We start from the raw sequence: 22,593 nt of genomic DNA, 5'->3' as shown, positions 1-22,593 counted from the left end.
GATGTCGTTGAAGAGAATCGCCGTGACCGCCGTCCTGTTGCTCAGCAGCCTGCCAAGCCTCAGTCAGGCCCGTGATACCACGCTGTTCCTGCCGTTCGACAAAGTCGTCGCCGAAGCCATCCGCACCGGCAAGATCGACGGCAGCGTGAAGTTCTATCTGGCCGGAAACAAACCGTCCGGCAACGTCACCGTGATCAGCCCAGGAGCGGTGACCAACAAGAAAACCAACGCCTTCAACAAATCCGATGAAGTAGCCTGCGAATGGGTCCTGCAATCGGCCCTGATCAGCCTGCACGAGGCGGCCAAGAACGCCGGTGCCAACGCCGTCACCAATATCGTCAGCTTCTACAAGCGCAACGAACGCAAGGATCCCACCACCTACGAATGCCACGCCGGCGCGATCATGGCCGGCGTCGCGTTGAAAGGGGATTTGGCGAAGGTGCAATAAGACTGGGGGGCTGGTGTGCGAGTTCGCGCCTGCATACACCGATAATGCGTACATCTCGCTCCCACAGGGTTGGGTGGTGTACCCAGATATTGCATGCACCATAGATCCACTGTGGGAGCGAGCCTGCTCGCGATAGCGGTGGGTCAGTGTCGGCGATGTTGGCTGTGCCGCCGTCATCGCGAGCAGGCTCGCTCCCACAGGTCGTTAAGCCAGTTGAGCGGCTCGGCTGGCTTGCGGTGCGGGGTCTGCATTTTTGTAGGTGATCCAGAATACCGAGGGGATCAGTCGCGCCTTGCAGGAGCAGGTACTGTGGCTATCCAGGGTGCCAGCCATATGCCTGCCATGGCTGACCATGTGCCCGATACCGCCCCTGATCTGATAGGTGTTCCCGTCCTTTCCACAAGAGACGCGGTCACCTTCGCGGGCATGCTGCAGGCCAAACATGTTCACCTTGCCATCGCCATCCAGCACTTTCCCACCGCAAGTGGTCTTGTCGCCCAGACCGATGAAGTAACCCTCGTTCATTGGATATTCTCCTTCATCGCATTCGAGTGCAGGCGATGAACATCCGCCAGCCTGAGAGCAGGCAAAAAATCCTCCGCCATCGGCACACCTTCGCGCACGATGATCAGGAAACGTCTCTGAAGCGTATTGATGATCTCGTCGCCATTGCTCAGGCGACTGCCGACCAATGCAATGTTGCTATTGTTTTTCCCTGCGCCAGTGATGATCCGTGCCGTGCTGCCATCGGCGTACACCACCTCATCGCCTTTTTGCGCGGCCCGTACCTTCCAGCCATTGTCCAAGGTGAACGTCAACGACGATGACACTTGCTGGATCGTTCCGCCGCTACGCGTCTGGCTGCCCTCGGTGGCCACTCGGTAAATAGCGATGGGAGGATGGGCTTCGACAAACGCCTTTTGTCGATTAATCCATGCCACGACTTCTTCGCTGTAACCGTCGAGTTGCTGTTGCTCCAAGTACAAGTCGTCCAAATGGAGGAGGTATTCAGCAGAGACTTCGTTGGTGTATGGGGACAGCAAGGGCTCATTCATTACTAAGGCTCCTGTTCAAGGGACGTTATCCGTTGGCCTTTGGACTGCCTTTCTCCTTACATCTGGGCAAGAACGCTAAGCCGGACGAACATCAGAGCAATGAATAAGACGTTGCAGCGCTAGCAAGTCGCAATCCCGGCAGCACGGTATTAAGAGCGAACAGGAAATTTCGGAAAAGAAAATGCGCGCGTTCCTACAGCCGAGAGGAATCTGACAGTCCAATTCTGTTTTGCCGTTTGTCGGAACTGTCATCTTCGACAGTATCGGTGGGGTTCCGGATCCCATCAGGCTTTAACCACTTGAAAAAGCGCCTTTCCATTTTCAGATGTTTAAACCCGGTTTCAAAAATGGATAAAAAATTGATGAATACGATCGCCTGGTCAGGCGTCACGGCCGTTTCTGCTCAACGCCACGCCACAACGCCTTCTGTAGAACAAGGCGGCATTGTTGTGGACGGTGTGCTATTTACCCGCGCCTATGCTTACGTGAACGGCATTCGCCTTCACTATCTGATGGGCGGTGATGGTGAACACCCGGTGTTGTTGGTGCATGGGTTTCCGGGAAGCTGGCGCAGTTGGGGAGAGTTGGTGGGGCCATTGGTGCGTGCGGGTTTTACACCGATCGTTCCTGATTATCGCGGTGCTGGCGAAACTGATATTTCAACAAGTGGCTATGACAAAAAAAGCATGGCGCATGATTTACACGAACTGATAACCCTCCTGAACATCAAGCAGGTCGATATTATTGGCCACGACATGGGCTTGATCATTGCCTATGCCTACGGCGCTCTTTACCCGGATGAAACCAGGCACATCATCTTGATGGATGGATTCATTCCTGGCATTCCTGGGTGGGAAACCGCTTACAACGGTGATCTTGAAGTGGGCATGGCAAGTAAATGGCACTTTCGCTTTTTTGGTAAAACGGCCCTGGCCATGATCCAGAGGCAGGAGAAAACCTACCTGGACATGTTTTTTGATGATTTTGTATTCGAGGGCAACGATACGGTACCTGATGAGGTGCGCCAGGCGCTGGTGGAGGATTACTCCCGACCTGGGCGCATGGAGGCGGCATTCAAACTTTATTCCGCCTGGGTAGAGCATGACGCGAATGACAATCTGGCATTTGCCCAGAATAAGTTGACGGTCCCGCTGCTCACCATCGGTGGGGACCATTCGAGAGGTAAAACCTTGGCCGAACAGGCCTTGCACATTGCTACGCAACCGCACTCATTAACACTGATCAATACCGGACATTGGCTGTTGGAAGAACAACCGCAGGCTACCCGCGACGCGATCCTGACCTTCTTGCACAATAAACAGTAAGTCAAATTCGCTTTGTTGCAGGCGCTCGTACAGCGCCTCCCTTTTATATGTGCGGTATCTATCTACCACCCTATCGTCGCTTGCCTTCAATAGGTTGTTCTTCCGAAAATCTCTCAGGAAGAGCACATGCAGGAAGATACCGCCCCCATACTGTCTTTCAACCTTCCCCAGGCCGATAGCGCCACTGACCCCAGTGCCTCACTGATAAGCCGGCTCACGACCTCGCAGCAGCACATGATCTGCTTGAACAGTGCCGTTCCCTGGCCCTCGACGGCCACGAGACAGCATCTGGACTACTGGTTCAAAAGAACCTTCCCCGCCTTGGCGGGCACCATGGACGTCGAAACGTTGTCGGTGTGCACGCTGCAAGAGGAGCCCATCCCCCCATCGGAACGCGTCCCCAACGGGCCGATGTCCCGGCGGACAGTGAAAGACATCGTTTTCCTCGAGACCCTTTTCTGGCGCGCCGTTGCCGGTCAGATGAATACCCGTGAGTTTTTCCTCGAGATCGACAACCTTGAGGTTGTAGTGACGAAAGACAACATCACCCAAGTACCCGGCGCCCTGAACAGTCGTGAAGCAAAGGAAGAAATCAAACACCTGCTGAATACCACGCCAACGTCGTATGAACGGCTGCTGGCGCAGGTACTGGACGACTTCTGGAATAAACCGGCCGACTTCACCCGGGGCCGCAACGTCGGTGACTGGCTGGCGGAAGAACTGGGTACGCAACTGCGGGTACAAGCGGATCTTCATTTGCTGGATACAACGCTGAGCCAGGCAATGCACAAGGCAGTGACAGACCATCTGGCGGCGCAGCCCACCAGACCCGGGGTTTTCAGCCTGAGCCTCACTCCCCAAGGTTGGGGATTCAGCCTGCCGGTGCCGGGTGCCGTCGTGCTGACACGGCCCGACCATACCGATCATTCAGCGGACGCTGTGCTGTACCGTCCGGGTCATCCACTGGCGGTGCATGGCAGCCTGACCGAACTGAAGGCCAGCCTGAAGGAGGACGATAACGTCGAGGACCGGTTGGGCACCGCGCCAATCCCAGGGAGTTTCCTTGTTCATTTGGTCAGCGATTTACGGGCGGTGCAGAAAGCAGCCATGAGCAATACCTTGTTGAACGGCCCGACCGACGAAGAGGAAATCGCCGCCTGGGTGAGCAGGCTGGATGCCGCGGCGGACATCGGCGATAAGCTGGACCTGGCAGGCGCCATGGACGAGCGCGAGCTGCGGCTGAACCTGGAGAACTTGAATGACTGGCTGCACGACCTCCCCCACATCACTGGTGATGACCGCCTGGCATGGTGGAGGGCGGCGCAGGCTCTGCACAGCAGTCTGGTCGATACACCGCCCCCGGCGGACCCGGTGACGCTGGCCACCGCGCAGGCGCTTCGGGAGCGGGCCCGCCGCCTGCTCGCCGGCTTCATCGGAGAGAAATACCCGCCAGCCGATCCTGAAGATGTGTCGCTGAGTATCAGAAAACAACTGACTGACCCGCATGCACCAACGGGCGCCTCACCGTTCGGGTCCGGGGTTTCGCAAGGTGGCGTGAGGGGGGTCATGGATGACCGCCGTTCCATGACCGAGTGGGCGATGTCCAACCTGACCCAGGACGAACGCAACGCCGCTCAGCCTACCGTCGTCGGGCCGCTGAGCTTTGCACAGATTATAGAGACCATCGAGCGCGCAGACATCGGCACCCGGCTGGCGGCCGATGTGCAGCTCGCCGCCCGCCAATCACAAGCGCAATGGATGACCCTGAAAGCGCAACAGATCCGGGCGCAGGCGTGGACCGCCCATATCTCGGGCGACCTGAGGCACGACAAGGACAGTATCGGACTGAACCTGGTGCTGGCAGCGTTGGACAGTCCGACACCGGATCGGCGCGCCAAGGTCAACGGGCACGACGTGGTGGTCCGTCAACTGCAGTGGGGCAACAGCGTGCTCAAGTCGATACTGGCGTTTGGGGTGAAAACCGTGTCGAGCCGCCCGTCGCTGACGCTGTACACGCCGGGGGCACCGGACGGCAAGGTGTTCAGGGACGTGGATGCGGCCAGCGGCCGGACGTTGGAAAGCACCTTGGCGCAGACGCTCACTGCCACGCCACAAATGACCCGCTGGCTCATTTCGCAACTGCCGCTGCTGGAGCAGGCCGTACAGCTTGCCAGCATGGTGCCGGCCTCGGAAAAGCTGACGTTCGAGGAGAAGATAAGAAAAGTCACACAGTCGGCCTTCGTCTGGGCGAGGGCCAGGGCACAGAACGACTTTGCGACGAAAATCTCCTCGCCCGTGGTTGGAGGGAACTTGCTCCAAGCACTGTATGAAACGCAAATAACCCACGCGATGAAAACCGCGGACATGTTGACGGTGACCAACGCCGAACGCGACAGCGTAGCCGCGCGGGAGGGGCGCAGAAACGGCGTCATGCTATTGACCGGGGCGATGTCGATGGCGCCTGCGGGCCGGCTGGGCGGGATACTGGGACGCGCGATCCTGCCGACGATGGCCGGAGGGGCGGCGGTGGCGGCAATCGATGTCGAAGGCGGTCACTTCAGCCAGTGGACACGTGACTTTATCAGCGGACTGGGTGAGGTCATCGCCGAAGCCGGGCAGGATCTGATCATGGCCCGCGCAAGGCGTCATCAGGCGCGCCCGGCGCTGTCCTCCCTGCCCCGCATGCCAGATCCGGAGTTGGAGCCTTTTCACCTCAGGGGCTTTGACAGCAAGGGGTTGATCCCCGAAGGCCGCAATCGGTACAGGGACACCAGCGGGCAGGGTTACCTGACCATAGGAAAGTACTTCTACAAATCGGCGATTCAGGGAGGCGAACGGATTATCTACGCGCCTAACAACCGTACAAACCAGCGGACGGTGACCTGGAGAAATGGCGGATGGCAGGTTGAAGCGCAAAACCGGTTGTTGGGTGGCGGGGCATTACAGAGCCTGATCGGCCGGTCTCCAGAGACCCTGCAACAGAAGCGATGCAACATATTGCTGGAAGGTGCTTTGGCGGACCAACGCAGGCCCTCCGTTGAATTGGTCAACACCGTAAAGAATCTTGTTGATTCAATGCCTGATGAGCTGGCTGTACGAATACTCCATGAGAGCATGGAGGATGTTGGCATGCGAGACTTGGATTCTTATCGCGCACAAATAACCTCCCTCTATCAAACGCAGATAATTCCCCACGCAAACTTGAAGCATAAAATCAACATATGGATGCACGTCGATACTGCAACCAAAGTCATCGAATCAAGAGGCGATGGCTTCAACCTTACAGCCGCCCAACAAATACTGATATTTGACAAGATAGAAATACTTGGCCCAAAGCTGTTCAATCACCGAGGCGAGTTCAATACGGCCATCACCATACTGCCAGATAACGTTACCGGGGCTGTATTTCTAGCGATCACCCCCGAACGAGGAAAAAAGCGAGACGCCGTCCAAAATATTGCAGACACCCACACCGAAATATTGGAGGTCGCACAAGCCAAACTCCTCGACGAGCTGGAGCCGCTGTTCCCAGGGAGCGGCCCGGATGTAGAGGCTGCCAAGCGAAGATACGTCAACGCCCCCGAACGCCAAGACGAATACAAAATAAAATTCATCAATGCCTTCAGTACGGAAATGCGCCGCAGAAACAGACTCGGGCTACTGACAGAAATCAGGCAACATGAAATCCCTTACATCATCGCCAACAAAGGCAAGTCGCAACGCAGGATGATGGTTGTTACCGAAGAGGAGATTACAAAATTCACCCGAAACTTATCCCGCTATGATGCGTTCGACATCGAGGTCGTGACACAGGCCCGGACAAACAGAGTGACGGGCACCCGACCTCCAACCACGCCACCTACTTCAGCGGTTCCGTCGCCTGCGGCCGACAAGTTCACGGTCGATACCAGCCCACTGGCGGACACGCAAATGTCCTACGATAACTTCCCTGAAACAGCCAGAGCGAAAGTGGTGGAAATCATGGATGACATTCGTGCTGGTAGGGTGACGACGAAGAAAATCAATCAGTATTACTGGTACGACATGGCTCGACTGGTTCCAGGAGGTGGCCGGGGCTTGTGGCGCGCCGCGTTCGAACGCCAGGGCGATACGTGGACACTCCAGGGTTTTTATAATTATCACGTAAACAAACCGGCGACCGTCTGGGGGGATTGAGATAGAGAGCCCAGAAGGCGTAGGCACGTCCAACATCTTTGGTGGCTGATGCACCGCTATCGCGAGCAAGCTCGCTCCCACAGGAGATTTGCGGTGATTGAAGGTTCTGCGACCACCGACGATCAAGGGTGGGAGCGAGCTTGCTCGCGATGGCGTCGGCACATCCAATATCTGCATCGCGATCAAGCCCGCTCCCACAGGTGTTTTTCCGCTTAACCCGCTACTCGGTATTGCCAGTCAACAACGCCACAAACGCCTTCGCCATCGGTGAACGCTGATCCTTGCGCTGGACCAGCCACACCGCCGACACCGCCGCTGGATCGAGCAACGGCCGATAGACCACCCCATCGATACGCATGCGCTGGTAAGACGCCGGCAGTACCGAGACACCCAGCCCCGCCGCCACCAAGCCGATGATGGTCATGGCTTCGCCGGCTTCCTGGGCGAAGTGCGGGCTGAAGCCGGCGTCGCGGGCCAGGTTCAGGAGTTGGGCATAGAGACCGCTGCCGTAGCTGCGGGGGAAGAACACGAATGGTTCCTGGGCCAAGGCCGAGAGGAACAGGCCGTCTTCATTGCCCTGGGCCAGGGGATGTTTGGCACTGAGTACGGCTACCAGCGGTTCGCGGCTGAGCTCGATTTCCGCCAAGGAGTCAGGCAACGGCAACGGTCGCATGATGCCCACCTCGATCTCTTCATCCACCAGTGCATCGGCCACTTGGGTACTGCTCATTTCCCGCAGGTTCAGGTGCACCGCCGGGAAGCGTTGCCGGAATGAAAAAATCGCCTGGGGGATGGTGGAGTTGAACGGCGCCGAGGAGGTGAAGCCGATTTTCAGCTCGCCCAATTCCCCCAGTTGGGCGCGGCGGGCGACGTCGGCGGCTTTGTCGACCTGGACTAATACCCGTCGCGCTTCTTCAAGGAACAACCGTCCGGCCTCGCTCAATTCGACCCGACGATTGGTACGCTCGAACAGCCGTGCGCCAATCTCCTGCTCCAGCGCCTGGATCTGCTGGCTCAAGGGCGGCTGGGAGATGCCCAGGGCCAGCGCGGCACGGCCGAAATGCAGTTCTTCGGCAACGGCGATGAAGTAACGCAGGTGACGCAATTCCATGGGCTATCCAATAGGTCGCAAAACGTCTTAAACAGGTCGAACAATATATTGGATAGAATCATTAGCCGGCTATATGCTTTTTTCATTGCCTGCCTGATCGTGCCCTTGCGAGGTCCACCGTGAAAACTGCTGTCGCTCCACTGACCCATGAAATCCCGCCGCGTGTGCAGGATGATGTCGTCGCCGAACTCAAGGACATCTATATCGAGAAGGGCACGCCGATGTTCATGCGCACGGTGCTGGCGCTGTTCAGCGGTGGCTTTGCGACCTTTGCCCTGCTGTATTGCGTGCAACCAATGATGCCGCTGTTGTCCAAGGAATTTTCCATCAACGCGGCACAGAGCAGCCTGATCCTGTCAGTGGCGACCGGCCTGCTCGCCATCGGCCTGTTGATCACCGGCCCGATTTCCGACCGCATCGGGCGCAAGCCGGTGATGGTCGCCGCGCTGTTCGCCGCCTCGGTGTGCACGATTGCCAGCGCCATGATGCCGACCTGGCAGGGTGTATTGCTGCTGCGCGCCTTGGTGGGGCTGTCGTTGAGTGGCTTGGCAGCTGTTGCGATGACGTATTTGAGCGAAGAAATTCATCCCAAGCACATCGGCCTGGCGATGGGGCTGTACATCGCCGGCAACGCCATCGGCGGCATGTGCGGACGCCTGATCACCGGGGTCTTGATCGACTTTGTCAGTTGGCACACGGCGATGCTGGTGATTGGCGGTCTGGCGCTGATCGCGGCGGCGGTGTTCTGGAGAATCCTCCCCGAGTCACGCAACTTCCGTCCCCGCTCGCTGCACCCGCGCAGTTTGCTGGACGGCTTTACCATGCACTTTCGCGACGCCGGGTTACCGCTGCTGTTTCTCGAAGCCTTCGTGTTGATGGGCGCGTTCGTGACGCTGTTCAACTACATCGGCTACCGCCTGCTGGCCGAGCCTTATCACTTGGACCAGGCCTTTGTCGGGCTGCTGTCGGTGGTGTACCTGTCGGGCATCTACAGCTCGGCAAAAATCGGCGCACTGGCGGACAGACTCGGCCGGCGCAAAATGCTCTGGGCAACCATCGCACTGATGCTGGCTGGCCTCGCGCTGACCATGGCCACCCCGCTGTGGCTGGTCGTGCTGGGCATGCTGGTGTTCACGTTCGGTTTCTTCGGTGCCCACTCGGTCGCCAGCAGTTGGATCGGCCGCCGCGCCCTCAAGGCCAAGGGCCAGGCCTCGTCACTCTATCTGTTCAGCTATTACGCCGGCTCCAGCGTTGCGGGTACGGCGGGCGGCGTGGCCTGGCACCTGGGCGGGTGGAACGGCGTCGGTTTGTTCATCGGTGGTTTGCTGGTGATCGCATTGTGGGTGGCGGTGAAACTGGCGAAATTGCCGTTGCTGCCGGGGAATGTGCAGGTTTAAGCCATCACGACTTCACGACCCAAGCCAGGGACAGCGTGGACACTTTGTGGCGAGGGAGCTTGCTCCCGCTGGGTGGCGCAGCCGCCCCAAAAGCCAGACGCCGCGGTGCAACTGGTAAATCCTGCCGACCGGTTTGCGTCTGCTGCGCAGCCGAGCGGGAGCAAGCTCCCTCGCCACAAGAGCCCATACTCCTGGTCAAGATTGTTGCGGTCGGTCATTGACGCAAAACCACCCGCGCACCCAGCACACCATTCTCAGCTTCCAGCGTGAGCGATTGCAGCACCGCCCCCTCCCGCTCTTGTTGATCCAACCAACGAAGCAACGAATTGGCCTCGCCACTGACGACAAGCCGCAACGAGTCGCCGTCGACCTCCATTTCCGCTATTTCCAATCCCGCCGCTGTCGCACCCTCGTTGACGCGCACCGACAAGGGCCGCGTGGCGGCAGCCGCATCCCGGGTGGGTTCGGCGCGCTGGATCCGGGCCATCAGTTCGGCCTGTTGGCGATGCTGTCGTTCGGCAACCTCCAGCCGTTGCCGAGTCGGTTGCCAAATCGCGGTATAGGCCAGCGCCACCAGCACCAACCCGGCAAGTCCCAGCAACAGTCCTTGCTCACGGCGCGATGTTCTCCCCCAGGCCTGTTTCAAAGCCAGCCATCCCTTGACGTTCATCAACTGTTCTCCAGCGTGAGAATGGCCTGCACGCGATTGTTCTGTTTGCTCGCGCTGCCCAGGGTGACGGGCAATCCGTTCTGCTGCCCGCGTTCACGCAGTTGTTCAAGTTCGACGAAGCTGTTGGCCGTCAGTTGGATCTTCCAACCCTCGCCTTCACGAAAATCGATGCGCTGCACCTCGACGCTGCTGGCGCCAATGACCTGCTCGGTCAGACGCGCCAGACGCGCGACCTGGGTGTCCTGACGTTGTCCACGACGACTCTGCGATGCCTGGAACTGCGCCGCCAGGTCGACGATCCGCTCCTGCCCGGGATACAACGACCTGAATCGCTGTTCGCTTTGGGCATAGAGAAACCGGGTTTCGCTTTCAAGAAAACGTAGGCGGGCTTCACTGAACGCCCAGGTGAGCACCAACGCGCCCAGCACAGCCGCCGAAGCGCCGCGCCATGGCAGCGGTTGGCGGCGCCGACGGAACGCGCCCTGCAACAGGTCGATGGGCTGTCCGCCAGCGCTCAACAACCACTCATCGATGCCCTGGCGATCACGCTCCTCGTCCAGCCAGTGGATGTCTTCAGGCAGGCCAGGCTTGAGCGTCGCCAAGCCTCGGGCCGACAACGACATCCGCGCCGGCAGCCCTCCTCCCAACAACCAACGCCCAAACCAGTGCACGCCAAATGCCTGGTCATCGGCAAGCAGATCGGCATCGACATGCACCGCACGCACCTCAATGCCTTGTGCCGTCAGCAACGTCAGCAGCGCCCGGAACCGGGCCCGCTCCGTCACCATCAGCGGATAGCGGTGCTGACGGTCGCGCGGGCCGATGCTGATGTGCAGCGCCTCCAGGTTTTCACTCAGTTGCTCTTCGACGGCGAATGCCAGGGCCTGAGGGCGGGGCTGGCGTCGAGAGGGCCACGGATCGCTGCGCAACCAGCTGCACATTTCCATCGGCAACAGCACATCGACAAGCCGCCCGTTCAACTCACCGGCCGCCTCATGCAGAGGCAGGCGACGACGCTCGCCGGTGGGCGACCACACGCAGCATGGCCAGTTGGCGCAAGGCGCGCCCAGGCCTTCGGCCGTCAGGTAAAGCCAGGTTTTCATCAGGGAAGCTCGCTGGTGCTCAAGGGTAGGAAACGACGCTGACGAACAGTCCAGCGCCCGCTAACGGAATCGCGCTCAACATCCGAGGCCAGGCGCAGACGGCTGCCGGCGTGGGTCACACTCACGGTGATCCGGAACCAGCGACTGCCCACCCCCAGACCGTGGCTGTTGAGGCCCAGCCCGGACAACACCGGGTCGTTGGTAAACGCCTGCACGCTGGCGTAGGGCGCGTGGCGCCGCTGGTTGAGCAACGCTTTAGCCGGCCCGTCCTCCATGCCGTCCAGGGTCATCAGTAATTGCCACGGTGCGGTATTGATATTCAGCCGCGCGTCTTTAGGCAGCAACACCACCCAAGGCTCCAGGCACCGCAGTGTCTGGCCGTCGATGCCCGGCAGCAGGCGCAGTTGACTCAGCTCCTGCACCGGCCCGACCTGGGGCAACGACAGCGGCGGTAAATCCAGCAAGGCCAGCAAGCGAGTCCAGCGGCCGAGGGTGACCTGATCGATTTGCCCCAGGGCCAGCAGCGCGTTGAGATTCAGGCGCCCGGACAAATCCTCGATATCGATGTGAAGCTTGGCGTCTTCCATTTCGAAGACAGGCTCAAGCCGAGCCCAATCCTGGCTCAGGTCAACGGGCCCGGACGGCGTTATCCCACTGCTTTCCAACACCACCCGCGCCCAGTCTTCCCCTGCCAATCCCAATTGCCGCAACTGGACCTGTTGCAACTGCTGCGCGCTGCTGTGCAACAACAGGCGATGACTGCGCAACAGGCCACCGATCAGCAGCAATGCCAGGCTCAGCACCAACAGCACGCTGATCAGCGCCACACCGCGTTGTCGGCTCATGGCAACGCCCCCGGCAACAGCAGCACTCGACGGACCTGTTCGAAACGCCCCGTCGACACGATCAACTCCAACGCCAGCGGCGCAATGTCGCCCGCGGTTTCGCTGTGCCAGCCACGTTGCCGGTCGAACACCCGCCAGCTCAAACCGTGTACGTCGTCGAGCAGCTTCTGCTGCTGCACAAGGGACGTGCCTTCGCCGACACCGTCGCGCCACAACACTGCGCCCTCTAGTCGATAGCCCACCGTCTGCCGTTCGCTGCGTGGCTGGTCCCGTGGATTGCGCCAATGGCTGCGCTGCAGTTGCAGACGCCCCGGCGCGAGCACGACCGAACCGGCAACCGCCTGCCACACATCCCGCTCGATCACGCCGACGGCACGCTGCAAGGCCCGGATGTCGCGCTCATGCTGACCGGCTCCCTGCTGGGTCCGCACGACGCCATCGAACAACCGCCAACTGGCCAGGCCGAGCAAGGCAAAAATGCCGATGGCGATGACCAGCTCCAGCAAAGTGAAGCCCGACTGCTTATTCATCACGGCTGCGGATCCATCCGGTGGTGCGATGCACGACGCTCGCGTTGTCGACACGGCTGACCTGGATCTCGACCTGCAGCAGGCGCCCATCAGCGGCGGGGGCGACACGCTGTTGCAAGACCCAGTCGCGGCGATCCAGGAGGCGGCTCAGACGCTGTTGCCCTGGTGGCGTAGCGGCTTGCAGGCGCAGTTCGCTCAACTGATTGTCCGCCAGCCAGGCGCCGAACAGACGGTCCTCGAGCCCGGCGCTTTGCTTGAGCACGAACTGACTGGCCGAGAGCACGGCGGCCGCCAGCGTCGCGAAAATCGCCAGGGCGATCATGACTTCCAACAGCGTGAAGCCGCGGCAACCGGCAGCCGGCCTGCGAGGGTTAATCATCGATCAACGGCTCCGCCAGGCCATCGCTCGCCACCCGGGAAATCGTCTGCCCAGCGACTTTGAGTTGCAGCCTGAACGGGCTGATCTCGTCACTGCTGAGCATCAGCAACTGCGGTGGACCTTGAACATCATCGAGCCTGAGGACATGACCGTCCTGCTCCAACCCGAGCGTCAGCCCCACAGGCAATCGATGCAACGCCGACACCGCCGTCCAGCCCTGGGCTTCTAGGCGCAACGCCTGGTAGCTGCGAGGCTGCACGCGCACACCGTATTCCTGCCCGTCCAATACCGCCCGCTCGCGCAACTGCTGGACCACACGCACGAAGTCTTGAGCTTGCTGCCGGGCCTCACGTATCGGGCTCGAACCCGTGGCGAAGCTGACCATGCCTGCCAAAATCCCGATCAAGACGATGACGACCATCAGTTCCAGCAAGGTGAAGCCCCGGCAATGACGACCCATGTTCACTCGACCCAATTGCCGATGTCAGCCGCCATGCCTTCGCCGCCCGACACGCCATCGGCGCCCAGGGAGTAGAGGTCATAGCTGCCATCGAGGGATTTGTGCCCCGGATTGAGGTACTGATAGGGCGTGCCCCAGGGGTCGATCGGCAGGTTTTTCAGATAGCCCTGGGGGTTCCAGTTCCTTGCCGCAGGCGTACCGGACGGGCGTTTGCTCAGCGCCTCCAGGCCTTGTTGGGTCGATGGGTACTGGAAGTTGTCGAGGCGGTACATTTCCAGGGCCGTGGCGATCGCCTGGATATCGGTGCGGGCGGCCGTGACCTTGGCCTGGTCGGGTCGGCTCATGAACTGCGGCACCACGATGGCGCCCAGCACGCCAATGATGACCACCACCACCATGATTTCAATCAGGGTGAAGCCGCGTTGAGGGCGTGCAGGTTGCTTGCTTTGGAGTTTCATCGGTCAATTCACCAATTGGTTGAGGCTCAGGATCGGTAGGAGGATGGCCATGACGATCAGCAGCACGACGCCGCCCATCAACACCAACATGGCCGGTTCGAACAGGCTCACCACCAGCGCGATACGCGCCGCGAGGCTGGCTTCCTGTTGTTCGGCGGCCCGGGCCAGCATGCTGTCGAGCTCGCCGGCCCGTTCGCCGCTGGCGATCATGTGCAGCATCAGCGGCGGGATATCGCCGCCCTGCTCCAGGCCGCGGGTCAGGGTCCCGCCTTCGCGAACCGAACGGGCGACGTCGGCCATGCGGGCGCGAATCGTCAGGTTGCCGATCACCTGCGCGGCGATGTGCAAGGCATCCACTAAAGGCACGGCGCTTTTGCTCAGGATCGCCAGGGTGCTGGCGAATCGGGCCGCCTCCATCGCCCGCATCACTTCACTCAACACCGGCAGCCGCAGCAACACACGGTGCCAGCGCAGGCGCCACGCCGGTTGGCGCAGGCTCCAACGCCATAGCCCGAGCAGCCCGGCCAGCGCACCGAGCAGCAGCAGGCCATAGCGGCGCAAGCCATCGCTCACGGCGATCAACGCCTGGGTCAGCCAGGGCAACGGCTGGCCGCTGTCGATGAAAATCTTCACCACATCCGGCACCACGTAACCCAGCAGGAAGCCAACAATCGCGACACAGGCCAGCATCAGGATCAGCGGGTACACCAACGCCAGTTGAATGCGCTGGCGTGACGCCTGGCGCGCCTGGGTGTAGCTCGCCAGCTGTTCCAACACTTGCCCCAGGTGCCCGGATTGCTCGCCTGCCGCGACCGTGGCGCAGAACAGCTCGGGGAACGCCTGGGGAAAGGCCCTCAGTGCCGTCGCCAACGCATGGCCTTCCATCACCCGGCTGCGCACCGCCGCCAGCAGATGGGCGACGCGGCGCTTCTGGCTCTGTTGCGCCACCGCTCCCAGGGACTCTTCGAGGGGCAGGCCGGCCTGGATCAAGGTGGACAGCTGCAATGTCAGCAACGCCAGATCTGCCGGGCTCAAACGCGCCCCGGCATGTCGCCCGCCCAAGGTTCGCGGTTCCTTGGCTTCAGCCAGTTCGCTGGGCAGCAAGCCGCGCTCGCGCAGCAACTGGCGAGCATGGCGCGGGCCATCGGCTTCCACGCGGCCCTTGCAACGTCGGCCCTGGGCGTCTTCGGCCCGATAGTCGAAGGTCGGCACGGTGCTAATCCTCCTGGGTGATGCGCAGCAGTTCATCGACGCTGGTCCGGCCTTCCAGCACCCGCTGGCGGCCGTCCTGAAACAGGCTGCGGGAGGTCTTGCGCGCCTCGGCGGCCAGCGCCTGCTCGGTGGCGCCCTGATGAATCAGTTGCGACAGGGCGGCGTTGACATTCACCAGCTCATAGATACCGAAGCGTCCGCGATAACCCTTCTGGCAGTGCTCGCAGCCCTGGGCCCTGAACAACCGGGGCGCGGCGTCGGCGTCGAGGCCCAGACGCCGACAGGTGGCGGCGTCGGCCACATAGGCCGTCTTGCAGGACGGGCACAGGCTGCGCAACAAGCGCTGGGCGACGATGCCGGCCAGGGACGACGCCAGCAGATAGGCATCCACGCCCATGTCCACCAGCCGCGTGACCGCGCCGACGGCGGTGTTGGTGTGCAGTGTCGAGAGCACCAGGTGCCCGGTCAGCGACGCCTGGACGGCGATTTCGGCGGTCTCGCGGTCACGTATTTCGCCGACCATCACCACGTCCGGGTCCTGGCGCAAAATGGCCCGCAGACCACGGGCAAAGGTCATGTCGACTTTCGGATTGACCGGCATCTGGCCAATGCCCGGCAGGTGATATTCGATGGGGTCTTCGACGGTGAGGATGTTGCGGCTCTGGTCGTTGATGCTGCTCAGCGCCGCGTACAGGCTGGTGGTTTTCCCCGACCCCGTGGGCCCGGTGACCAACACGATGCCATGGGGCTTGCCGAGCAACTGGCGCAGGCCGGCCAGGGTGTCGTCGGGCAGGCCCAGGCGCTGCAGCTCCAGGCGCCCGGCCTGCTTGTCGAGCAGGCGCAACACCACGCGCTCGCCATGGGCCGAAGGCAGGGTCGAGACCCGCACATCGACTTCGTGCCCGGCCAGGCGCAAGGCCATTCGACCGTCCTGGGGCACGCGTTTCTCGGCGATGTCCAGGCGCGCCATGACCTTGATTCGCGACACCAGCAGACTCGCCAGTTCCCGACGCGGACGGAGCATTTCCCGCAACTGACCGTCGATGCGCATGCGCACCGACAGGTACTGCTCGAACGTTTCCAGGTGCACGTCCGACGCGTGTTCGCGGACGGCCTCGCTGAGCAAGGCATTGATCAGCCGGATGATCGGCGCATCGCCCTGCTGCTCCAGCAGGTCGGTGGTCTGCGGCATTTGGTCGGCCAGGCTGAGCAGGTCCAGTTCCTCGTCCAGGCCTTGGGCGACCTGTTCGGCGGCGCTCTGGCCCTGGCGATAGACGCTGGCTAGGCGCGCGGCGAACGGCGCCGGTTCCAGCACCAGGATAGGCAAATCCCGACCGCACAGGCGCTGCACTTCTGCCACGGCGGTCAGGGGTGTATCGCGGCGCATGACCAGGCTCAAGGTCGACCCCTCGCCTTCCAGCAGCACCCCCAGGCGCCTGGCGAAACCAAAGGGCAACGGCTCGCTCACAGGTCACCGGAGCGCTGTGGGCGCGGGGCGGCCGCCGGCGCTTGCGGGGAGGATTCGAACAACTGGCGAGCGTCCCTGGGCAGCAGCAGCGAATTGTTTTTCCGCGAGCCCGGCTTGCTCAGGTCCCGGAGCGCGTCATAACGCTGGCGGCTCACCTCGGCGAGGTCTTCGTTGCTGCGCACGATGGTCGGGCGCAGGAACACCATCAGGTTGCTTTTGGTCTGGGTGTCACGGTTCCAGCGAAACAGCGCGCCCAGGTACGGAATACTGCGCAGCAACGGCACACCGCTTTGCTGGGTGCGGACACTGTCGCGGATCAGGCCGCCGATCACGATGATCTCGCCATCGTCCGCCAGGATCGTGCTCTTCAAGGCCCGTTTGTTGGTGATCAGGTCAGAGGAGTCCACACCGGAGACCGACGGCGCGATGTCCGAAACTTCCTGCTCGACTTCAAGGCGCAAGGTCGAGCCTTCGTTGATGTACGGCTTGACCTTGAGGCTGATGCCGACGTCCTTGCGTTCCACGGTGGTGAACGGATTGTCCGCACCGTTACCGCTGGTGGCGTAGGAGCCGGTCTTGAACGGGACGTTCTGGCCCACGATGATTTCCGCCTCCTGGTTATCCAGGGTCAGCAGGCTGGGCGTAGACAGCAGGTTGCTGTGGGTATTGCTCGCCAGCGCCGAGACCAGCGCGCTGAAACGATCGCCGCCCAGCCGCAGGACCGCGCCTTCCGGTGCCTTGTCGAGCTCATTGAAGTTCAGGTCGCCGATGATCGGGATGTCGGTCCCTGGAAAGTTGATGAACCCCGCCGCGCTGCCGCTGCTGAGGCCCCACTGCACCCCCAGCGCTTCGGAAATATCCCCGGAAATCTCCACGATGGCCGCGTGAATCAGTACCTGGGCCCGGGGTTGATCCAACTCACGGACGATGTTTTCGATGATGCGGACCTGGGCCGAATCGGCGATCAGCACCAAGGCATTCTGGCTTTCATCGGCCTTGATCATGAACGGGCTGGTGGTGGCACTGTCCCGCTGGCCGGCCAGGGTCGGCGTGGTTTTTTTATCCTGCCCGACGCCTTCCAGCACCTCGGCCAATTGCTTGGCATCGCTATGGCGCAGACGGATGACCCGGGCGTTGTCCTGGGATACGACGGCAGGGACGTCGAGGGTCCGAGCCAGGTCGACCAAGCGCTGACGCACCGCCGGTGCGCCGATGATCACCAGGCGATTGCTGCGGGCATCGGCGATCACCAGGCCCGCCATATCGCCCTCGCGCTTGCCACCGGCGGCCTCCATCAGCGGTGCGATATCGCCGGCCTGGGCATGCCGCAACCGCACCACTACATGATTGCGGTTGCGCCCTGAGTCCAACTGCCGAACCACGTCGGCAATGCGCTGGGCATTGGCAGCCGTGTCGGTGACCACCAGCGCGTTGGACGATACCGAAGGGCCGACATAACCATTGGCCGATACCAAGGGTCGAACCAGCCCGGCGACGTCGGCGGCAATGCTCGATTGCAGGTCGATGACCCGGGTGACGAACTGCGACGGCGTGGCGCTTTTTGCATCAGCGATTCCCGCGCGGGTCTTGGCCTCGCTGACCGGGGTGATCAGGATCCGCTCGCCCTCGTCGATCACGGTGAAGTTGTGTGCATCGAGTACCGAATAAAACAACCGACGCACCCCTTCGCGGTCCAGTGCCTGGCGGGACATCACCGTAATGCGCCCGGACACCCGGGGATCGAGCACCACGGTCTTGCCCAGGATCGCCGAAAACTCCTCGACCACGTCGCGCAGTTCCGCATTGTTCATCGCCAGTTGCCATTGGGTCTCCTCGGCCTGCAGCGAACCGGAGAACGCCAGTGGGCAGGACACGGCCAGGCAGAACAGGGCGCGCGAAACACCGCCCCGGATAAAGCTGTTCATGAATTCGATCACTCTGATTGCCCGGCCACCGGGCGTAGGTATTGCGAGGAATGCAGCGCGGCATGGCGCCCGTCTTCGGGCTCCAACCGGCGTAGCAAGGGCTTGACCGCGTGTTGCAGGGCCAACCGTTCTTCACGTCCGTTGCGCCACAACATCACATGGCTGGCCTCGACCCGGCGCAGCACGCTGCCACCAGGCAAGCGCTCGCCCACCTGGTAAATGCGCGGGCCGGCGGCGTCCGCCAGCAATGCCCGGGACAAGCCTTGGTCGGCGACAAAGCTGGCCTGCAACGTAATCGGTTCGGCGCTCGGTGCATGGGCACCTTCAGGCGCCAGGCCAAGCACCGTGGCCACGGCTTGGACGTTGGGCACGTCGCGAACAGGAGCCACCGGCGGGTTGCTCAGCACCGGCAGATCACGACCCAATGCCTGGCGAAAGCGCCACTCTTGCCCGGCCAGGAAGATCCCGTACAGCAGCGGCAGGAGCACCAGCAGCAGCTTCGGCAGACGGCTGCCGCCCCGAAAAGACAGGCTCACCGTTGTGCTCTCCGGATCGTGCCCGCCGGTTTGGCGAAGGACATTCGCCGCACCACCCTGCGTCCGGAAAACTCATGCCAGAGCACCGCGCACAGATGCAGCGCGACAAGCACCGAAAGCCCCGCACAAGACAGGGTATGGAGGGTGTGGGCCAGTTCGATCAGCGCCGGATCGCCCAGTGGCTGGGGGATGCGAACCAGGCCGAATACGCTGATGGCGCTTTTCATCATCAGCACACCGGTCACCAGCACGATGCCGATGATCAAGTAGATCAACGCGTGTACCACCAGGGCCAGCCGCTGTGTAAATGAAGGCGCCGTTCCACGGGCTTCCAGCCCACCGAAAAACAGGCAGGCCCGCCACACAAACAGCGGAATGAACAGCGTGGTCAGCGACACATTGAGTGAGCCGACCCACTGTTCGGTCGAAGCTGAAACCGGGTTGAACGCCACATAAAAACCGGACGCCAACGCCCATAAGATAATGGCCGCCGACACCCAGTGCAGCAGCACCCGTCGCCTGGAGTAATGGATTGGCATCATTGCGCCCTCGTCTGAAGGCTCCAGACGATCCGTGTGGATCGCCTGGAGCCATGCCTGTCAGGACTTACAGCTTGTCCCAGGCGCTCTGCCAGGCGGCACCGACACCCGGCTCGAAACCGTTCGCCGACGGGCTGTACTGCTTGCAGAAACCGGACGCTGGGAACGGCTTGCACTCGAAGACTTCGTCAGTCTTGGGCTGCAGCACTTTCGTGCCGGCGGTGTAGTCCCTGAGGCCTTCAGGGAAGACGAAGTCGTACTCGATGTCTGCGCCTTCACCGGTCAGGGTGACGGTCTGGGTCTCCTGGCGCGTGGTGCGGCCGTCTTCGGTGGTGCCCACCAGCGTCAAGGTGTGCGCGCCAGGGGCAGCGCCACGCAGGTCCAGGCTCAGGCCAGTATTGCCTTCACCTACGGTCTGCACGATACCCACCTGCTTGTTCTTCTCATCGAACAACGTGGCTTCAAGGTTCATCCTGCGGTTCGTCTGCGCGGTAAAGGCCATGCTGACCCGACCTTTGTCGAGCACGTACTCTGGCTGCAGGGAAGAAATCGCCATGCTGGCGCCAGCGTCTTCCTTCATGTCCAGTTGCACTTCATAGCGCTTAACGCCGCTTTCGTCCTGGGCGTACAGGCTGTTGGCACCATTGACCGGTGTGATATTGCCTTCCGCGTCCCGAACACCTGCACGAATCAGGGTATGGGCGTTGTTGATGGCTTCGGCCAGTTTGAACGACCAGTTCTCAGGCTTGCCTTCCTCAGCGTTGTCGATGCTGATCTCTACGCTGTATTCGGCACTTTCACCGGTCGCGGAGAATGCCCGGGCCTTGACCTTGTCACCCACCAGCAATGGGGTCGATGGCGCAATGCTGCCCACCGGCTGCCAGCCGCCCGGCAATGCGGCTTCGGCGAGGATGTTCACATCCGCCGGGGCATAGAATGCGTTGGCGGTGTCGGCGACTGTCCAGACCGCCAGGATGACGTGATGTCCCGACTTGCTGTCGGGAATGACGCAGTTGTGCTTGGCCCCCCCTATCGGGGGTTGATTACCGCCATCCACCGTACAGAACGGCGTGCTATCGAACGAGGCACGCTTGAGTACTTCGTTTGGATTCCAACCGTCGCGGGTAATGAAGTATTCGTGTTTGGTCGCCGGGTGTGCCGCGGTGTATTGCCATTGAAAGGCAAAGTTACGGTCCCTGATTTCAGTCAGGTGCCAGCGCGTGGCCGACTGCGCATCAAGGGCAGAAAACCGGGCGATGCCGCCGCTGGCGATTTTGCCGTCGATAGGACCTTGCATCGGCGCACCGCCTACGCCATTAGGAAACCCCTTGAAGGTTTCACCGGTACTCTGTGGCTCGCTTTGCGCGCCGCCGCAGTGTTGGTTGACACCTTGCTGGCACAACAGCGCACGGGAAGGCGGCACTTCGACATAACCATGAGCCATCGCGCCCTGGGACGCCGCCATGGCCGATAACAGAACTAATGACGATGCACACCCTGTTAACACACTGCTCTTGTTGAAGTTATTCTTCATATAAGTTCCAGACTAGTCATCAAAATTGAAAGACGAATCACCGTCCTCTTGAAAGGTGCGCCAGACCGCTCAGCGCCTGACCTTGCAAGTGCCCGGAACCTTATAGAAAGTTTAACTTTCACTATGTAGGACAAATCTCTCAAGACAGAAGGAATGATCTCTGATTCCATTTCTCTTACATAACTAGAGAAAACTCTTACAAATAGAAATAGCTATCAAACACAAACAAACAGAAACACCAGACAAAACAACTGACTAGTTTCATGCAGGACACATCAACGACCGGACAATAAAAAGCCTGTCCGGCACGGGTCCGGACAGGCTGGGTGACAGGGTTGCAATCAGACGTGATATTGCGCCGACAACTCATGCACCGCCCGCAGGAAGGCACCGGCGTGTTCGGGGTCGACTTCCGGGGTGATGCCATGGCCGAGGTTGAACACATGGCCGCTACCACTGCCGTAGCTGGCCAGGATGCGCCCGACTTCAGCACGAATGGCTTCAGGCTTGGCGTAGAGCACGGTCGGGTCCATGTTGCCTTGCAGGGCGACCTTGTGACCGACGCGCTCACGAGCGTTGCCAATGTCGCAGGTCCAATCCAGGCCCAGGGCGTCGGCACCGGCATCGGCGATGCTTTCCAGCCACAGGCCGCCGTTCTTGGTGAACAGGATCACCGGGACTTTGCGACCCTCGTGCTCGCGGATCAGGCCGCTGACGATCTTGCGCATGTAGGCCAGGGAGAACTCCTGGTACGCCGCCGCCGACAGGTTGCCGCCCCAGGTATCGAAGATCTGTACCGCTTGCGCACCGGCCAGGATCTGGCCGTTGAGGTAGGACGTGACCGACTGGGCCAGCTTGTCCAGCAACAGGTGCATGGCTTGCGGGTTGTCGTAGAGCATTGCCTTGGTCTTGCGGAAGTCCTTCGACGAGCCGCCTTCGACCATGTACGTGGCCAGGGTCCATGGGCTGCCAGAGAAACCGATCAGCGGCACACGACCGTTGAGTTCACGGCGAATGGTGCTGACCGCGTCCATGACGTAGCCCAGGTCTTTCTGCGGATCGGGAATCGGCAGGGCCTCGATGTCGGCCAGGGTGCTGATGACTTTCTTGAAGCGCGGGCCTTCGCCGGTCTCGAAGTACAGGCCTTGGCCCATGGCATCGGGAATGGTCAGGATGTCGGAGAACAGGATGGCAGCGTCCAGCTGCGGATATCGATCCAGCGGCTGCATCGTCACTTCGCAGGCGAACTGGGGGTTCATGCACAAGCTCATGAAGTCACCGGCTTTGGCTCGGCTGGCGCGGTATTCCGGCAGGTAGCGACCGGCCTGGCGCATCATCCACACCGGGGTGACGTCTACGGGTTGCTTGAGCAGGGCGCGAAGGAAACGGTCGTTCTTCAGGGCAGTCATGTCGGCATCCGGA

Annotated in this window: 21 protein-coding genes; 4 read left to right on the top strand and 17 right to left on the bottom strand. The window is 61.2% G+C overall.

Going from position 1 to position 22,593, the window contains the following annotated elements:
• Window position 1: 1 nt before the first annotated feature.
• On the top strand, window positions 2-448 hold the full coding sequence (locus HU749_RS03245) for an excinuclease (protein ID WP_186651221.1): 447 nt from the start codon (window positions 2-4) through the stop codon (window positions 446-448).
• A gap of 204 nt (window positions 449-652) precedes the next feature.
• On the opposite strand, the gene HU749_RS03240 is transcribed toward HU749_RS03245, so the two are convergent.
• Together HU749_RS03240 and HU749_RS03235 are read right to left on the bottom strand one after the other, a co-directional pair.
• Window positions 653-973, bottom strand: a complete 321-nt coding sequence (locus HU749_RS03240; RefSeq protein ID WP_186651219.1) for a PAAR domain-containing protein — start codon at window positions 971-973, stop codon at window positions 653-655.
• A complete protein-coding gene (locus tag HU749_RS03235; RefSeq protein WP_186651217.1) occupies window positions 970-1,503 on the bottom strand; it encodes a PAAR domain-containing protein in 534 nt (177 codons plus the stop codon). Before HU749_RS03235 ends, HU749_RS03240 begins: the two co-directional genes overlap by 4 nt.
• Window positions 1,504-1,802: 299 nt before the next feature.
• On the opposite strand from HU749_RS03235, the gene HU749_RS03230 reads away from it, so the two are divergent.
• Complete coding sequence (locus tag HU749_RS03230; protein WP_225919123.1) at window positions 1,803-2,828, top strand: alpha/beta fold hydrolase; 1,026 nt, start codon at window positions 1,803-1,805, stop codon at window positions 2,826-2,828.
• Between the two features lie 126 nt (window positions 2,829-2,954).
• Window positions 2,955-7,004, top strand: a complete 4,050-nt coding sequence (locus HU749_RS03225) for a dermonecrotic toxin domain-containing protein (protein ID WP_186651215.1) — start codon at window positions 2,955-2,957, stop codon at window positions 7,002-7,004.
• A 220-nt stretch (window positions 7,005-7,224) separates the two neighbouring features.
• Here HU749_RS03225 and HU749_RS03220 read toward each other — a convergent pair whose 3' ends face one another.
• Window positions 7,225-8,115, bottom strand: a complete 891-nt coding sequence (locus HU749_RS03220) for a LysR family transcriptional regulator (RefSeq protein ID WP_186651213.1) — start codon at window positions 8,113-8,115, stop codon at window positions 7,225-7,227.
• Between the two features lie 140 nt (window positions 8,116-8,255).
• On the opposite strand from HU749_RS03220, the gene HU749_RS03215 reads away from it, so the two are divergent.
• A complete protein-coding gene (locus HU749_RS03215; RefSeq protein ID WP_437127839.1) occupies window positions 8,256-9,512 on the top strand; it encodes an MFS transporter in 1,257 nt (418 codons plus the stop codon).
• A 214-nt stretch (window positions 9,513-9,726) separates the two neighbouring features.
• Here HU749_RS03215 and HU749_RS03210 read toward each other — a convergent pair whose 3' ends face one another.
• The 14 genes from HU749_RS03210 to hemE all read right to left on the bottom strand — a co-directional run bounded on the left by HU749_RS03210 (window position 9,727) and on the right by hemE (window position 22,580).
• Window positions 9,727-10,182, bottom strand: coding sequence for a type II secretion system protein M (locus tag HU749_RS03210; protein WP_186651250.1), 456 nt, complete (start codon window positions 10,180-10,182; stop codon window positions 9,727-9,729).
• A complete protein-coding gene (gene gspL, locus HU749_RS03205) occupies window positions 10,182-11,285 on the bottom strand; it encodes a type II secretion system protein GspL (RefSeq protein WP_186651209.1) in 1,104 nt (367 codons plus the stop codon). The genes HU749_RS03210 and gspL overlap by 1 nt, the downstream gene beginning before the upstream one ends.
• The gene (locus HU749_RS03200) at window positions 11,285-12,130 is read right to left on the bottom strand and encodes a type II secretion system protein GspK (RefSeq protein WP_186651207.1); all 846 of its coding nucleotides are present in this window, start codon (window positions 12,128-12,130) and stop codon (window positions 11,285-11,287) included. The genes gspL and HU749_RS03200 overlap by 1 nt, the downstream gene beginning before the upstream one ends.
• Entirely contained in the window at window positions 12,127-12,660 is a 534-nt protein-coding gene (locus HU749_RS03195; protein WP_046065085.1) for a type II secretion system protein GspJ, read from the bottom strand. Before HU749_RS03195 ends, HU749_RS03200 begins: the two co-directional genes overlap by 4 nt.
• Window positions 12,653-13,039: a type II secretion system minor pseudopilin GspI gene (gene gspI, locus HU749_RS03190; protein WP_186651205.1), complete on the bottom strand. Its 387-nt coding sequence runs from the start codon at window positions 13,037-13,039 to the stop codon at window positions 12,653-12,655. Before gspI ends, HU749_RS03195 begins: the two co-directional genes overlap by 8 nt.
• Window positions 13,032-13,499 carry a type II secretion system minor pseudopilin GspH gene (gene gspH, locus HU749_RS03185; protein ID WP_186651202.1) on the bottom strand — a complete coding sequence of 156 codons (468 nt, stop codon included), beginning with the start codon at window positions 13,497-13,499 and terminating at the stop codon, window positions 13,032-13,034. The genes gspI and gspH overlap by 8 nt, the downstream gene beginning before the upstream one ends.
• Before the next feature lie 2 nt (window positions 13,500-13,501).
• Window positions 13,502-13,957 (bottom strand): type II secretion system major pseudopilin GspG, encoded by a 456-nt coding sequence (gene gspG / locus HU749_RS03180; protein WP_079301571.1) that lies wholly within the window; start codon window positions 13,955-13,957, stop codon window positions 13,502-13,504.
• Window positions 13,958-13,960: 3 nt separating this feature from the next.
• Window positions 13,961-15,169 (bottom strand): type II secretion system inner membrane protein GspF, encoded by a 1,209-nt coding sequence (gene gspF, locus HU749_RS03175; RefSeq protein ID WP_186651200.1) that lies wholly within the window; start codon window positions 15,167-15,169, stop codon window positions 13,961-13,963.
• Window positions 15,170-15,173: 4 nt separating this feature from the next.
• Window positions 15,174-16,637 carry a type II secretion system ATPase GspE gene (gene gspE, locus HU749_RS03170; RefSeq protein WP_186651198.1) on the bottom strand — a complete coding sequence of 488 codons (1,464 nt, stop codon included), beginning with the start codon at window positions 16,635-16,637 and terminating at the stop codon, window positions 15,174-15,176.
• Complete coding sequence (gene gspD / locus HU749_RS03165; protein WP_186651196.1) at window positions 16,634-18,562, bottom strand: type II secretion system secretin GspD; 1,929 nt, start codon at window positions 18,560-18,562, stop codon at window positions 16,634-16,636. The genes gspE and gspD overlap by 4 nt, the downstream gene beginning before the upstream one ends.
• Window positions 18,563-18,570: 8 nt before the next feature.
• Complete coding sequence (locus tag HU749_RS03160; protein WP_186651194.1) at window positions 18,571-19,098, bottom strand: type II secretion system protein N; 528 nt, start codon at window positions 19,096-19,098, stop codon at window positions 18,571-18,573.
• Entirely contained in the window at window positions 19,095-19,637 is a 543-nt protein-coding gene (locus tag HU749_RS03155) for a cytochrome b (protein WP_079301897.1), read from the bottom strand. Before HU749_RS03155 ends, HU749_RS03160 begins: the two co-directional genes overlap by 4 nt.
• Before the next feature lie 67 nt (window positions 19,638-19,704).
• A complete protein-coding gene (gene gbpA / locus HU749_RS03150) occupies window positions 19,705-21,171 on the bottom strand; it encodes an N-acetylglucosamine-binding protein GbpA (protein WP_079301566.1) in 1,467 nt (488 codons plus the stop codon).
• Between the two features lie 341 nt (window positions 21,172-21,512).
• Entirely contained in the window at window positions 21,513-22,580 is a 1,068-nt protein-coding gene (hemE, locus tag HU749_RS03145; RefSeq protein WP_014336172.1) for a uroporphyrinogen decarboxylase, read from the bottom strand.
• Window positions 22,581-22,593 lie beyond the last annotated feature (13 nt).

Source organism: Pseudomonas ogarae, assembly GCF_014268695.2.
GTDB lineage: Bacteria > Pseudomonadota > Gammaproteobacteria > Pseudomonadales > Pseudomonadaceae > Aquipseudomonas > Aquipseudomonas kilonensis.
This window is presented reverse-complemented; position numbering and strand designations above follow the sequence as displayed.

Coding starts and splice junctions, on each gene's coding strand:
- HU749_RS03245 (WP_186651221.1), top strand. CDS start 2: ATGTCGTTGAAGAGAATCGCCGTGACCGCCGTCCTGTTGCTCAGCAGC.
- HU749_RS03240 (WP_186651219.1), bottom strand. CDS start 973: ATGAACGAGGGTTACTTCATCGGTCTGGGCGACAAGACCACTTGCGGT.
- HU749_RS03235 (WP_186651217.1), bottom strand. CDS start 1,503: ATGAATGAGCCCTTGCTGTCCCCATACACCAACGAAGTCTCTGCTGAA.
- HU749_RS03225 (WP_186651215.1), top strand. CDS start 2,955: ATGCAGGAAGATACCGCCCCCATACTGTCTTTCAACCTTCCCCAGGCC.
- HU749_RS03220 (WP_186651213.1), bottom strand. CDS start 8,115: ATGGAATTGCGTCACCTGCGTTACTTCATCGCCGTTGCCGAAGAACTG.
- HU749_RS03210 (WP_186651250.1), bottom strand. CDS start 10,182: ATGAACGTCAAGGGATGGCTGGCTTTGAAACAGGCCTGGGGGAGAACA.
- gspL (WP_186651209.1), bottom strand. CDS start 11,285: ATGAAAACCTGGCTTTACCTGACGGCCGAAGGCCTGGGCGCGCCTTGC.
- HU749_RS03200 (WP_186651207.1), bottom strand. CDS start 12,130: ATGAGCCGACAACGCGGTGTGGCGCTGATCAGCGTGCTGTTGGTGCTG.
- HU749_RS03195 (WP_046065085.1), bottom strand. CDS start 12,660: ATGAATAAGCAGTCGGGCTTCACTTTGCTGGAGCTGGTCATCGCCATC.
- gspI (WP_186651205.1), bottom strand. CDS start 13,039: ATGATTAACCCTCGCAGGCCGGCTGCCGGTTGCCGCGGCTTCACGCTG.
- gspH (WP_186651202.1), bottom strand. CDS start 13,499: ATGGGTCGTCATTGCCGGGGCTTCACCTTGCTGGAACTGATGGTCGTC.
- gspG (WP_079301571.1), bottom strand. CDS start 13,957: ATGAAACTCCAAAGCAAGCAACCTGCACGCCCTCAACGCGGCTTCACC.
- gspD (WP_186651196.1), bottom strand. CDS start 18,562: ATGAACAGCTTTATCCGGGGCGGTGTTTCGCGCGCCCTGTTCTGCCTG.
- HU749_RS03155 (WP_079301897.1), bottom strand. CDS start 19,637: ATGCCAATCCATTACTCCAGGCGACGGGTGCTGCTGCACTGGGTGTCG.
- gbpA (WP_079301566.1), bottom strand. CDS start 21,171: ATGAAGAATAACTTCAACAAGAGCAGTGTGTTAACAGGGTGTGCATCG.
- hemE (WP_014336172.1), bottom strand. CDS start 22,580: ATGACTGCCCTGAAGAACGACCGTTTCCTTCGCGCCCTGCTCAAGCAA.